The sequence below is a fragment of the Frigoribacterium sp. CF331 genome (assembly GCF_057787905.1).
The window spans coordinates 936370-949388 of the sequence record NZ_CM173545.1 but is presented as its reverse complement, the minus strand read 5'-3'; the positions used below and the strand labels follow the sequence as shown (position 1 = coordinate 949388).

Below are 13019 nucleotides of genomic sequence, written 5' to 3'. Positions count from 1 at the left end.
GCGGCGTCCCGTCCGCTCGGCGGTGTGTCGGACGGTCGACGATGCGGCTCAGCCGAGCGACTCGGCGACCGCCCGTGCCTTGCCCGACAGGTACCAGTGCGAGCGGGCCCCGGTCTCGACGGGCTGCATGCCGACGACCACCTTGCCGCGGGAGTGCTGCTCGGCCAGGTCCTCGAAGGCCTGGGCGATGTAGTCGAACGGGTAGAAGCCCGAGACCAGCACGCGCAGCTTGTTCTCGGCGATGAGCTTCGCGAGGGCCGAGAGGATCATGGCCGGTTCGGTGTCGTCGCGCTCGGCGCCGATGAAGCGGATCTCGCGCTCGAGGCGGTCCTCGCTCGAGCTGAACCGCGACGGCAGGACGCCCAGGGCGGTGCTGAGGGCCGGGTTGTCGCCGCCGAAGTTGTCGATGAAGGCCGTGACCCCGCGGTCGGTCCCCGCCGCCTTGTCGATGCGCTCGCGCAGGCCCTCGCCGTAGTCGACCGGCACGACGCCGATCGACCGGAGGTAGTCGTGGTTGCCGGGGCTGCACGTGCCGATCACCTTGGCGCCGAGCTGCAGGGCGAGCTGGCACTCGATGTGGCCGACCCCGCCCGCCGCGGCCGTGATGACCACGACGTCGTCGGGCCCGAGGTGCAGGCTGCGGACGGTGTCGTACGCCGTGGCTCCCGCCAGGTAGAGGCCGCCGGCGACCTCCCACGGGACGTGCGGCGGCTTCGGCACGACGGCGCTCGCCGGCACCACGACGTAGGTCGCGTGCGCGCCCCCGCCGACCGCGTGGCCGACGACCTCGGCCCCGACCGAGAAGTCGCGCACGGCGGCGCCGCGCTTCTTGACGATGCCGGCGAAGCACGATCCCTCGCGGGCGGGGAACTCGAGGGGCAGCCGGTCGACGAAGTCGCCCCGCCGGATGAAGTTCTCGATGTGGTTGAGGCCCGCGCAGATGACCTCGACGACGACCTCGTCGTCGGCCGGCGTCGGCAGCGGCTGCTCGACGAAGTGCAGCTGGGCCACGTCTCCGTACCCGTCGAACTCGATGGCCTTGCCAGGTCGTGCCATGACGCGCCTCCACTGCTGTCGTCGCGGCGGCGCCTGTGCCGTCGCGAGGGTGAGTGAAGTGTGCGCCCTCCGGGCCCGCACCGACCGCAGGGGACGCTTCGAGTTGCCTGGGGAGCCGGGCCCGGTGGCCGTCGGCCACGGTCGGGAGGCGCGGGTCGGCCTCGTCGTCAGAGCTGGTCGGTCGGCACCGAGAACGTGTCGCACGCCGTCGCGCCCTGGCTGCGGCCGGTCTCGAACCACTTCTGGCGCTGGTCGGCCGAGCCGTGCGTCCAGGTGTCGGGGTCGACCTGGCCGCCGCCGGCGGACTGGATGCGGTCGTCGCCCACGGCCGCCGCGGCGTCGAGCGCGTCGGCGACCTGCTGGTCGGTGACCGGCTCGAGGAACGTGACGCCGTTCGCGTCCTGGACGGTCGAGGCGGCGCCGACCCAGGCGCCCGCGTAGCAGTCGGCCTGGACCTCGAGCCGGATGGTGTCGGAGCCCGGCCCGGTGTCGCTGCGGTCGGCGCGGTCGAAGGCGCCGGTCAGCTGCTGGATGTGGTGGCCCCACTCGTGACCCACGACGTACATCTGGGCGAGCGGGCCGCCGCTGGCGCCGAACTGCGAGCGGAGCTGCTCGAAGAAGTCGGTGTCGACGAAGAGGGCCTCGTCGGGCGGGCAGTAGAACGGGCCCGTGGCGCTCGTCGCGCCACCGCAGCCGGTGTCGGTCGACCCGCTGAAGAGGAAGAAGTCGGGCGTGCGGTAGTCGCTGACACCGAGGGCCGGTGCCTCGGTGGACCAGTAGGCGTCGAGCGAGTCGGCTGCTCCGACCATGCGGCAGTCGACGCTGTCGTTCGCCTGGGCGCCGGTGGTGCACTCGGACGACAGGTCGCCCTCGCTGACGGGCTGGGCGGCCCCGCCGCCCATGCCGCCGCCGAGCAGGCCCGAGACGTCGACGCCGGTGGCCTGGCTGATGAGGAACACAGCGATCACGCCGACGATGCCGAGACCGCCCCCGGCGATCCCCGCCGTGCGGCCGCGGCCACGCCGCTTGACCTTGCTGCCGTCGAGGCGCGCGTCGTCGTTGAATGACATGTCGCCGACGGTAGCGCAGCGCTGGCGTCAGCGCCCTTCGGCGGCCTCTTTCGCCTCGCGCTCCTTGCGGAGCACCTCGCGGCCGGCGTTGCGCTCCTTCACCCGCAGCTCTTCTTCGCGCACGTCGGCGTGGATGCCGCGCTCGGTGCGCAGCCAGTCGGGCATCTCGTCGAGCAGGGCGTGGATCTGGTCGGTCGTCATGACGTCGTCGACGCCGGCGCGGGCGAGGCCCGACGTCGAGATGCCGAGCTTCTGCGCGACCACCGGACGCGGGTGCGGGCCGGTGCGGCGCAGCTCGGACAACCACTCGGGCGGGTTCGTGCTGAGCTCGGCGAACGCCTCGCGCGTGACGGGGGAGGCCTGGAACTCGTCGGGCGTGGCCGGCAGGTACACCCCGAGCTTCTTGGCGGCCGTGAAGGGCTTGAGGGTCTGCGGCTGCTTGCCGGACGGCGCGTCGGAGGTCATCTGCCCAGGGTACCGGCCCGATACCCTCGACCCATGACGACCGAGCCGACCCGCGCCCCGTTCCGCATCGGGGTCGTGCCCGGGGTGACCCTGGCGAAGTGGTCGAGGCTCTGGGCCGAGCGCCGGCCCGAGACCCCGCTGGCCTTCGTGCCGGTGGCCGACGCCGATGCGGTCCCGGCGCTCGCCGCGGCCCGCGGCGACGACCGGGTCGACATGGTGCTGGCGCGGCTGCCGGTCGACGCCGAGGGGCTCTCGGTCATCCGCCTCTACGACGAGCGCGCCGTCGTCGTCGTGCCCAGGGACCACGTCGTGGCCGCGGCCGGCGCCGAGGACGAGGTCGAGGCGGCGGCGTTCGAGGGTGAGCACCGGCACGACCTCGACCCGACCCTCTCGGTCGCCGACGCCGTGGCGGTGGTCGCCACGGGGGCGGGCGTCGCCGTGATGCCGCAGTCGCTCGCGCGCCTCCACGCCCGGAAAGAGGTGACGTACCGTTACGTCGCCGACCTGCCGCCGACGACGATCGCGCTGGTCTGGCCCGAGGGCGACCTGACCGACGACCTCGACGACTTCATCGGCGTCGTGCGGGGCCGCACGGCCCGCAGCTCGAGGTCGAGGAGGCGCGACGAGCCCGAGCGCGAGGACCCGGCCCGCAAGGGGTCGGCTCCCGACCCGCGCGGGGCGAAGCCGGGGCGCACGCCTAAGGGTCGCGGGCCGCAGCGTGGCACGGGTCGCAGCCGGCCGCGCCGCGGTCGCTGACCCGCTCCGAACCGTTCGGCCTGACAAGCTGAGCGCATGTCGAAGAAGACCTGCCTCCTGACCGGCGCCGGCCGCACGTCCTCGATCGCGAACGGCATCGCCCGCGAGCTCGCCGCCGACGGGTGGGACCTCGCGCTGACCACCTGGGACGGTTACGACGCCTCCATGCCCTGGGGCCTGGCGGCGATGGACGTCGGCTCGCTCGTCACCGAGCTCGAGGAGGCGGGTGCGCACGTGGCCGTCTACCCGGCCGACCTGGCGGACCCGGGGACTCCCGCGCGCCTCCTCGGGGCGGTGAACGCCGACCTGGGGCCGGTCACGGCGCTCGTGCTGTCGCACTCGCACAGCGTCGACTCGTCGATCCTCGACACGAGCCTCGAGAGCTGGGACGCGCACTACGCCGTCAACGTGCGGGCGGCCTGGCTGGCGATCAAGGCGTTCGCCGAGCAGCTGCCGCCGGTCGACCGACTCGTCGAAGGCGCCCGGGTGGTGGCCCTGACCAGCGACCACGTCGTGCACAACCTGCCCTACGGCTCGAGCAAGGGGGCCCTCGACCGACTCGTGATCGCGGCGGCCCGCGAACTCGGCCACCTGGGCGTCTCGTCGAACGCGCTGAACCCCGGCCCCATCGACACCGGGTGGATGGACGACGCCACCCGCGCCAGCGGCACCGAGCAGCAGCCGACCGGGCGCCTCGGGACGCCCGCCGACATCGGCCAGGTGGTGCGCTTCTTGCTGTCGCCCGCCGGCCGCTGGATCTCGGGCCAGCTGATCAAGGCCGACGGCGGCTTCTCGGTCTGACCGGCATCGCACCCGCACCGCCGCACCGCACCGCGTTTCGTGCACCGCACCGCGACTAGGTGCGGTGCGGTGCACGAAACGCGGTGCGGTGGTGCCGAGGCGGGGGGCTCGCTAGCATCCGGGCATGACCGAACCCGTGACCTTCCGCACCACCATCGCCGAGGCCCGCGTCAACGCGACGGGCATCGTCGTGCCGCCCGAGGCCGTCGAGTCGCTGGCGTCGGGCAGGAAGCCCGCGGTCGTCGTCACGGTCGAGGGGTACACCTACCGCAGCACGGTCGCGAGCACGGGCGGGCGGTACCTGATCCCGGTCAGTGGCGCGCACCGGGCGGCGTCGGGCGTCGTCGGCGGGCAGGAGGTCGAGGTCACGCTGGCCCTCGACACCGAGCCGCGGGTGGTCGAGGTGCCGGCCGACCTGCGCGAGGCGCTCGACGCGGACGACGCGGCCCGCGCCTCCTACGAGTCCCTCTCGTACAGCCGTCAGCGCGCCCTCGTCGAACCGATCGGGGCGGCGAAGACCCCCGAGACCCGGGCCCGTCGCCTGGCCGCCGCGCTCGCCGCCCTGGCCGGCTGAGCCCGCTCCGGCGCTGTACCCCGCGACGCTGGGTGGGCCGTCGGCCCGGGCGGCGTACCGTCCACGCCACCACCGAGCGGCGACGGACGCCGCCGGCAGGACCACGCACCAAGGAGGCGCGATGTCGTTCAGCAAGGGAGACCACGTCACCTGGAACACCCCTCAGGGCGAGACCCACGGCACGGTCGTGGAGAAGCGCGTGAAGGAGTTCCAGCTCGACGGGCAGAAGTTCAAGGCGTCGGACGACGAGCCGTACTTCGTCGTCGAGAGCGACAAGAGCGGGGCGAAGGCGGCCCACAAGGGCTCGTCGCTCTCCGCGAAGAAGAAGTAGCAGCACCCCACCATCCACAGTCCCACCCCGCCCCACCCCGACGAGGAGAACACCATGGCCGACCTGAACGACGTGCGCTGGAACGACGAGGCCCGCGACAAGATCCTGACCGACGCCGACAACGTCCTGCGCGATGCCGTCCGCGACGCCGCGGCCGCCCACTCGGGCGAGTCGTGGGAGGAGTCCTTCAAGGCGATCAACGAGGCCGTCAAGGACCGCTTCATCGACTACGAGCCGGGCCCGGACGTGCGCAAGTACGCCGAGGCGATCGAGCGCGGCGAGTTCAGCTGACCCGCGCCTCCTGGCCGGCGTCGACCCGACGCACCCGTGAGCTGAGCGCCACGGCCACCGCGACGGCGACGACGAGTCCGGCCAGGGCGGCGAGCGTCGCCGGCGTGCCGATCAGCTCGGTGAGCGGGCCCACCGTGACCTCACCGACCGGCACGCCGGCGAGCGAGGCCAACGTCAGGCACGAGAACACCCGGCCGAGGTAGGCACCCGGCACCTGCCGCTGGACGACCACGTCGAGTGGCACGGTGAAGACCTCGAGCCCGACGCTGGCGGCGAAGAGCCCCAGGGCGATCCAGAAGAACCAGTGCAGCGGATCGAAGACCACGGGGTCGGTGCCGTAGGCGAACGAGAGCAGCACGAGCGGCAGGGCCAGCGCCGCCGCTCCGAGGCAGGCCGCCCAGAGCCGGAGGCGGCCGCGCAACGCCCCGGCCCAGAACGCCCCGACGATCAGGCCGAGCGTCTGCACGGCCCCGGCGAAGCCCCAGAACAGACGTCCGAACGACTGGTCGGCGACCAGGGGCCCGACGACCTGCACCCCGCCGGCGAACGCGAACTGGAACGTGAAGGCCAGGGCAGCCGTCGAGGCGAGCCAGCGGGTGCGCCACACGAAGCCGAGCCCGCTGCCGAGGTCGCTCAGCACCGACGTGCCCCCGGAGGCGCGGGCACCGTCCCGGGGCAACCCCACGAAGACGACGGCCGCCACCGCGAAGACCCCGGCCCCGAGGGCCAGGGCGACGCCCGAGCCGGCGGTGCCCACCACGGCGCCGCCCACCGCGGTGCCGACGACGAGGCCGACGTTCATGCCCACGCGGCTGAGGACGGTCGCGTCCCTCACGCGCTCGTCGGGCACCGTGTCGCGGAGCAGTGCGCTCGTGGCCGGGCCGAAGAAGGCGGCCGCGGCGCCGTTGACCGCGCCCACGGCGGCGAGGGTGACGAGGGTCTCGGTCTGCGTGAGCATGAGCGTCGCCGCCCCGACGAGCGACAGGGCCGACACCCACGACGACACGATCGCGACCGACCGCCTCGAGAACCGGTCGGCGAGGGCACCGCCGACCAGCACGAGCACGATGTTCGGCACCGAGCGGGCGACGACCACGAGCCCCAGGTCGACGGCGTCGGCCCCGAGGTCGACGGCCGCGAAGACGATGGCCAGGGGGGCCAGACCGCTGCCCAGCCACGAGGACAGCCGCCCGACCCAGAGGGCCCGGAAGGCGGGCGTTCTCAGCAGCGACCACGGCACCGCTCGACTCTATGCCGACGGCCCGTGCTCGGACGACGTGCCCGCGGCGTCGTCACGGGCGCTCGGGACGACCTAGGCTGACCCCGATGGACGCCTCCGAGCCCGACACGACCCGCGCCGACGTCAGCGACGTCGCCCCGGTCGGCGTGGTGCGCGAGCCGGGCCGGTACCGCAAGGGCATCGCCAAGCGCGAGGCGATCCTCGACGCGGCGCTGCCCGTCTTCGGCAAGGTCGGGTTCCACGGGGCGACCCTCCGCGAGATCGCCCGACGGTGCGGGGTCTCGCACCAGTCGCTGATGCACTACTTCCCGACCAAGGACGAACTGCTCATGGCCGTGCTGCGGCGGCGGGACGAACGCCTGCGGCGGCACTTCGACGACGACGGAGGCATGAGGGTCGACGAGCTGGTGGCGCTCGCCGAGTACAACGTCGACGTGCCCGTGGTGATCTCGCTGTTCATCACGGCGTCGGCCGAGGCCACCTCGCCCGACCACCCGGCACACCACTACTACGCCGACTACTACGAGCGCATCGTCTCGTCGACCTCGGCCTACCTCGGGCTCGCCCAGGCCCGGGGCTGGCTCCGGGACGGCTTCACGGCCGAGTCCGCCGCCCGCGTCGTGCTGGCGGTGCAGGACGGCCTGCAGCTGCAGTGGTTGTACGAGCGCGACGACGTGGACGTGCCCGCACTGATGCGCCTCGTGATCGGCAGCGTCCTCACGGTGCCGACGAGCGAACTCGACGCCGCCGTGCGGGACGCGGCCGGGCGCTCGCGCTGACCCGCGCCTCCTCGGGGCGTGACCGGCCGGGGCCGGTCACTTCGCGCTGATGCGCTGGAACTTCCGGATGCAGAGCGGGACGAAGACGACGAGCATGACCGCGATGCCGAGCAGGACGGTGGCGTAGGGGTGCTGCATCGTCCAGATGTCGGGCACCGGGGTGTCGCCGAGGTTGCCGAACGAGGTGCGGGCGGCCTGCACGAGCGACGACACCGGGTTCCACTCGGCGAACACCCTCAGCACGGTCGGCAGGGTGTCGCTCGGCACGAAGGCGTTCGACACGAACGTCAGCGGGAAGAGGATCATGAACGACGCGTTGTTGATCGTCTCGGGCGTCTTGACGCTCATGCCGAGCAGGGCCATGACCCAGCTGAACGAGTAGCTGAAGAGCAGCAGCAGGGCGACGCCGCCCACGAACGACGCCGGTGACGCGTTCACCCGCCAGCCGACCGCCAGGCCGGTGAGCATCATGATCACCATCGAGATCGTGTTGAGCACCAGGTCGCTGTTCGTGCGACCGATCAGCACGGCCGACGGGCTCATCGGCAGGGTGCGGAACCGGTCGATGATGCCCTCCTTCAGGTCTTGCGCCATGGCGGCGCCCGAGAAGGTCGAGCCGAAGACCACGGTCTGCGCGAAGATGCCGGCCATCAGGAACTGCGTGTAGTCGGTGCCCTGGACGGCGATCGCGCCGCCGTAGACCTGGCTGAACAGCAGCACGAACATGATGGGCTGCAGCACGGCGAAGATCAGCATGTCGGGCGAGCGCTTGACCTTGATCAGGTTGCGCTTGGTGACGGTCCAGCCGTCCGACGCCCAGGTGCCGAGGCCGGTGTCGGTCGACGGTCGCAGGGTCTGGGTGAGGGCGGCGGTCGTGCTCGTCGTGGTCATGCTCGTGCCTCTCTCTGCTTCGCGCCCCGGCGTCCGCGGCCTCGGCCACCACCCGCGTCGTCGTCGCCGGGCGACCCGTCGTCGGCGCCCGAGTCGTCGTCGGCCGCCCGGTGCCCGGTGAGCTGCAGGAACACGTCGTCGAGCGTCGGGCGCCGCATGCCGGCGTCGTGCAGCTCGATGCCGGCCGCGCCGAGGTCGGCCAGCGTGCGCTGCAGGGCGGTGGGGCCGTCGGTGACTGCGACCTCGAGCTGGCGGCCGTCGGCCCCGACGGTCGGTTCGGAGTCGCCGTGTCGTCGCAGCACCTCGACGGCCTGGTCGGCGCGGGCCTCGTCGACGAGGGCGACGACCAGGCGGTGGCCGCCGACCTGCGCCTTGAGCTGGTCGGCGGTGCCCTCGGCGATGACGGCCCCGCCGTCGATGACCGAGATGTCGTCGGCCAGCCGGTCGGCCTCCTCGAGGTACTGCGTCGTCAGCAGCACCGTCGTGCCGCCGTCGACCAGCCCCGTGATGATGTCCCACAGGGCGAGCCGGCTGCGCGGGTCGAGCCCGGTGGTCGGTTCGTCGAGGAAGAGCACGCGGGGGTTCGTGACGAGCGCCCCGGCGAGGTCGATGCGTCGTCGCATGCCGCCCGAGAACCCCTTGACCGGGCGGTCGCCGGCGGCGGTCAGGTCGAAGAGCTCGATCAGCTCGCGGGCCCGGTCGCGGCTGACCCGGCTGCCCAGGTGGTAGAGGCGGCCGATCATGTCGAGGTTCTCGAAGCCCGTGAGGTTCTCGTCGACCGCGGCGTACTGCCCCGAGACGCCGATCGAGCGGCGCACCGCCTGCGCGTCGTCGACCACATCGAGGCCGGCGATCGTGGCCGTGCCCGAGTCGGGTCGCTCGAGCGTGGTGAGCATCTTCACCCCGGTCGTCTTGCCGGCGCCGTTCGGGCCCAACAGGGCCTTCACCGTGCCCTCGGGCACCGTGAGGTCGAGACCGGTCAAGGCCCGGACCGGCCCGGACTTCGACCGGTAGGTCTTGGTCAGGCCGCGTGCTTCGATCATCGCCATGCGTGCTCCCGGGCTGGGGGTGGGCCTCCCGTCGGCGGACGGGTCGGTCCCGGCGGCCGCCGTGCACCGCCTGAACGCGCCCAAGGTAGCGCTGTCCGGCTCTCGCCGCCAGTGCCGATCCGCCCCCTGTGGACGAGGAGGCGCGGCGCACGACACGGTCTCGCCTCAAACCTTGCCAGGTGGCAAGTTCCGCCCTACATTCATCCCATGACCACCATCGACGAGACGGCGGGGCCGTCCACCGCTGAACAGCTCCTGCCCGTCGGCATCGGCGACGACGCCGTCGCCCTGGCCCGCCGCTGGGCGCACGAGGCGTCGAACGCCCCGAGCACCGGCTCGGCCCACCTGCTCGCCCAGGTGCTGAAGGACGAGTCGGGCCTCGCCTTCACCATCGGCTTCGTCGACCGGGTCGTCCGCCCCGAAGACCTCGGCGTCGCCGCCCGCAACCTGTCGACCCTCGCGAAGCAGGCTCCGGCCTTCCTGCCGTGGCACATGCGCGGTGCCGTCCGCCTCGGCGGCGTCCTGGCGCCCCTCCTGCCCGGCGTGGTCGTGCCGATCGCCCGCCGCGTCCTGCGCGGCATGGTCGGCCACCTCATCGCGGACGCCCGCCCCGCCAAGCTCGGTGCGGCCATCGCGAAGATCAAGAAGGACGAGACCAGGCTCAACCTCAACCTGCTCGGCGAGGCCGTCCTGGGCGACGCCGAGGCCGAGCACCGCCTCGCGGGCACCCGGGCGCTGCTCGCCCGCGACGACGTCGACTACGTGTCGATCAAGGTCTCGTCGATCGTCAGCCAGCTCTCGATGTGGGCCTTCGACGAGACCGTCGAGCGCGTCGTCGAGAAGCTCACCCCGCTGTACGAGCTCGCCGCCCGCTCGCCGAGGCCGAAGTTCATCAACCTCGACATGGAGGAGTACCGCGACCTCGACCTGACCATCGCGGTCTTCACGCGCCTCCTCGATCAGCCGCAGCTCAAGGGCCTCGAGGCGGGCATCGTCCTGCAGACCTACCTGCCCGACGCCCTGGGCGCCCTGCAGCACCTCACCACCTGGGCGACCGAGCGGGTGGACGCCGGCGGGGCCGCCATCAAGGTCCGCGTCGTCAAGGGCGCCAACCTCGCCATGGAGACCGTCGACTCCACGGTGCACGAGTGGCCCCTCGCGACCTACGACACCAAGCAGGGCAGCGACACGAACTACAAGCGGGTGCTCGCCTGGGCGTTTACCCCCGAGCGCACCCGGGCGGTGCGCGTCGGCGTCGCCGGCCACAACCTCTTCGACATCGCGTTCGCGCACCTGCTGGCCGAGGCCCGCGGGGTGGGCGACCGCGTCGAGTTCGAGATGCTGCTCGGCATGGCCGAGGGGCAGGCCGAGTTGGTCAAGGCCGACGTCGGCGGGCTGCTCCTCTACACGCCCGTCGTCCACCCCCGCGAGTTCGACGTCGCCATCAGCTACCTGATCCGCCGCCTCGAAGAGAACGCCTCGAGCGAGAACTTCATGTCGGCCGTCTTCGAGCTCGCCTCGAACGAGGCCATGTTCGAGCGCGAGAAGGGTCGCTTCCTGGCCTCGCTCGCCGACGTCGACGGCGACGCCCCGGCACCGCACCGCGTGCAGAGCCGCCTCGACGCGGCCCAGGCGCTCCAGCCCCGCCCGGCGGGCAGCGGCTTCGACAACGAGCCCGACACCGACCCCGCCCTCGCCGACAACCGGGCCTGGGGTCGCGAGATCGCCGCGCGCTCGGCCGACTCGCGACTCGGCGTCGAGCTGATCGAGTCCGCCAGGGTCACCGACGTCGCCACCCTCGACGCGATCGTCGCGGACGCCGTGGCGGCGTCCGCCAACTGGGCGGCCAGGGGAGGCGCGGGCCGGGCCGTCGTCCTGCGCGAGGCCGCGGCCACGCTGTCGGCCCGACGCGCCGACCTCATGGAGGTCGCGGCGAGCGAGACCGGCAAGACGGTCGCCGAGGGCGACGTCGAGGTCAGCGAGGCGATCGACTTCGCCAACTGGTACGCCCACCTCGCCGAAGAGCTCGACCGGGTCGACGGCGCGACGTTCGTGCCCGAGCGGCTGACCCTGATCACCCCGCCCTGGAACTTCCCCCTGGCGATCCCGGCCGGCTCGACCCTCGCGGCGCTCGCCGCGGGCAGCAGCGTCGTGGTCAAGCCGGCCGGCCAGGCGAAGCGCAGCGGCGCCGTCATGGTGCAGGCCCTCTGGGACGCCGGCGTGCCCCGCGAGGTGCTCAAGCTGGTCGACGTCGACGAGGGCGACCTCGGGCGCCACCTCGTGTCGCACCCCTCGGTCGACCGCGTGATCCTCACCGGCGCCTTCGAGACCGCCGCGCTCTTCACCAGCTGGCGCACCGACCTGCCCCTGCTCGCCGAGACCAGCGGTAAGAACGCGATCGTCGTCACCCCGAGCGCCGACCTCGACCTGGCCGCCTCCGACGTCATCAAGTCGGCCTTCGGCCACGCGGGGCAGAAGTGCTCGGCGGCGAGCCTCGTGATCCTCGTCGGCTCGGTCGCGACCTCGGAGCGCTTCCGCCGTCAGCTCGTCGACGCCGCGTCGACCCTGCGCGTCGGCCTCCCCTCCGACCCGACGACGCAGATGGGCCCCATCGTCGAGCCGGCCCACGGCAAGCTCGAGCGGGCCCTGACGACCCTCGGAGCAGGCGAGACCTGGTTGGTCGAGCCGAAGCTGCTCGACGAGACGGGCCGTCTCTGGTCGCCCGGCGTGCGCGCCGGCGTCGCGGCGGGCAGCGAGTTCCACCTGACCGAGTACTTCGGCCCGGTCCTCGGCATCATGACCGCGGCGACCCTCGACGAGGCGATCGAGTTGCAGAACGCGACCGACTACGGCCTGACCGCCGGCCTGCACACCCTCGACCCCGCCGAGCTGGCCACCTGGCTCGACCGCGTCGAGGCGGGCAACCTCTACGTGAACCGCGGCATCACCGGCGCGATCGTGCGGCGTCAGCCGTTCGGCGGCTGGAAGAAGTCGTCGGTCGGCGCGGGCGCCAAGGCCGGTGGCCCCAACTACCTCGTGCACCTCGGCTCGTGGCAGCCGACGGCGCTGACCGAGCCGCAGGAGGCGCGCCCGGGTCGGGCGGCCCTGGCCGCCCTCGAGGCCGCGTCGCCGCTGCTCGGGGCGTCGGGTGCGTCGGCCCACGACGACCTGCGCGCCGCCGCCGCCAGCGACGAGCACTTCTGGGCGACCGAGTTCGGCGTCGCCCGCGACGTGAGCGACCTCGGTCTCGAGCGCGACCTGCTGCGCTACCGCCCGCTGCCCGTCACCGTCCGTGCCGCCGACGGAGCCGCCCCGGCCGACGTGGTCCGCGTGCTGCTGGCCGGCCTCCGGTCGGGCGCCCCGCTCACGGTGTCGTCGTCGGTCGCCCTGCCCGGTGCCCTCGTCCGGGCACTCGGCCTCGCGGCCTCCGACGTGGTGCACGAGGACGACGCGGCCTGGCACCTCCGGGTGCGTGCGGGCCGGCTGTCGACCGAGCGCGTGCGGTTGGTGACGGGCGCGGGTGACGCGACCGGCGCCTCCTCGGCCCTGGCCGACGCCCTCGGCGGCGACCCGGCGGTCGCCGTGTTCGCCGCGGCCGTCACCCCGACCGGCCGCCTCGAGCTGCTGCCGTTCGTGCGCGAGCAGGCCGTGGCCATCACCGCCCACCGGTTCGGCAACCCCGACCCGTGGAGCGCCGACGTCATCTGACCCGGGTC

General features: G+C 73.1%; 13 protein-coding genes. 7 read left to right on the top strand and 6 right to left on the bottom strand.

The window, feature by feature from the left end:
• Window positions 1–48: 48 nt before the first annotated feature.
• From AC3CCI_RS04425 to AC3CCI_RS04415, 3 genes are all read right to left on the bottom strand, one after another.
• Window positions 49–1056: an NADP-dependent oxidoreductase gene (locus AC3CCI_RS04425; protein ID WP_354593800.1), complete on the bottom strand. Its 1008-nt coding sequence runs from the start codon at window positions 1054–1056 to the stop codon at window positions 49–51.
• Window positions 1057–1223: 167 nt separating this feature from the next.
• Window positions 1224–2126, bottom strand: coding sequence for a KPN_02809 family neutral zinc metallopeptidase (gene ypfJ / locus AC3CCI_RS04420; protein ID WP_488628229.1), 903 nt, complete (start codon window positions 2124–2126; stop codon window positions 1224–1226).
• A 27-nt stretch (window positions 2127–2153) separates the two neighbouring features.
• A complete protein-coding gene (locus tag AC3CCI_RS04415; RefSeq protein ID WP_354593798.1) occupies window positions 2154–2591 on the bottom strand; it encodes a DUF5997 family protein in 438 nt (145 codons plus the stop codon).
• Between the two features lie 33 nt (window positions 2592–2624).
• Here AC3CCI_RS04415 and AC3CCI_RS04410 point away from each other — a divergent pair, with 33 nt between their 5' ends.
• The 5 genes from AC3CCI_RS04410 to AC3CCI_RS04390 all read left to right on the top strand — a co-directional run bounded on the left by AC3CCI_RS04410 (window position 2625) and on the right by AC3CCI_RS04390 (window position 5344).
• The gene (locus tag AC3CCI_RS04410; RefSeq protein ID WP_488628228.1) at window positions 2625–3347 is read left to right on the top strand and encodes a LysR substrate-binding domain-containing protein; all 723 of its coding nucleotides are present in this window, start codon (window positions 2625–2627) and stop codon (window positions 3345–3347) included.
• Window positions 3348–3383: 36 nt separating this feature from the next.
• Window positions 3384–4148, top strand: a complete 765-nt coding sequence (locus tag AC3CCI_RS04405) for an SDR family oxidoreductase (protein ID WP_488628227.1) — start codon at window positions 3384–3386, stop codon at window positions 4146–4148.
• Window positions 4149–4272: 124 nt separating this feature from the next.
• The gene (locus tag AC3CCI_RS04400) at window positions 4273–4722 is read left to right on the top strand and encodes a YdeI/OmpD-associated family protein (protein WP_354593795.1); all 450 of its coding nucleotides are present in this window, start codon (window positions 4273–4275) and stop codon (window positions 4720–4722) included.
• A gap of 121 nt (window positions 4723–4843) precedes the next feature.
• Window positions 4844–5053 carry a hypervirulence associated TUDOR domain-containing protein gene (locus AC3CCI_RS04395; protein WP_354593794.1) on the top strand — a complete coding sequence of 70 codons (210 nt, stop codon included), beginning with the start codon at window positions 4844–4846 and terminating at the stop codon, window positions 5051–5053.
• A 54-nt stretch (window positions 5054–5107) separates the two neighbouring features.
• On the top strand, window positions 5108–5344 hold the full coding sequence (locus tag AC3CCI_RS04390) for a hypothetical protein (protein WP_056259415.1): 237 nt from the start codon (window positions 5108–5110) through the stop codon (window positions 5342–5344).
• Here AC3CCI_RS04390 and AC3CCI_RS04385 read toward each other — a convergent pair.
• A complete protein-coding gene (locus AC3CCI_RS04385) occupies window positions 5337–6584 on the bottom strand; it encodes an MFS transporter (RefSeq protein ID WP_488628226.1) in 1248 nt (415 codons plus the stop codon). The genes AC3CCI_RS04390 and AC3CCI_RS04385 overlap by 8 nt on opposite strands.
• Before the next feature lie 86 nt (window positions 6585–6670).
• Here AC3CCI_RS04385 and AC3CCI_RS04380 point away from each other — a divergent pair, with 86 nt between their 5' ends.
• The gene (locus tag AC3CCI_RS04380) at window positions 6671–7363 is read left to right on the top strand and encodes a TetR/AcrR family transcriptional regulator (RefSeq protein WP_354593792.1); all 693 of its coding nucleotides are present in this window, start codon (window positions 6671–6673) and stop codon (window positions 7361–7363) included.
• A 36-nt stretch (window positions 7364–7399) separates the two neighbouring features.
• Here the strand turns inward: AC3CCI_RS04380 and AC3CCI_RS04375 are convergent, their stop codons facing one another.
• Together AC3CCI_RS04375 and AC3CCI_RS04370 are read right to left on the bottom strand one after the other, a co-directional pair.
• Window positions 7400–8254, bottom strand: coding sequence for an ABC transporter permease (locus AC3CCI_RS04375; RefSeq protein ID WP_354593791.1), 855 nt, complete (start codon window positions 8252–8254; stop codon window positions 7400–7402).
• Entirely contained in the window at window positions 8251–9303 is a 1053-nt protein-coding gene (locus AC3CCI_RS04370; RefSeq protein ID WP_354593790.1) for an ATP-binding cassette domain-containing protein, read from the bottom strand. The genes AC3CCI_RS04375 and AC3CCI_RS04370 overlap by 4 nt, the downstream gene beginning before the upstream one ends.
• Window positions 9304–9510: 207 nt before the next feature.
• Between AC3CCI_RS04370 and AC3CCI_RS04365 the strand changes: the two genes are divergently transcribed.
• Entirely contained in the window at window positions 9511–13011 is a 3501-nt protein-coding gene (locus AC3CCI_RS04365) for a bifunctional proline dehydrogenase/L-glutamate gamma-semialdehyde dehydrogenase (RefSeq protein WP_488628225.1), read from the top strand.
• Window positions 13012–13019 lie beyond the last annotated feature (8 nt).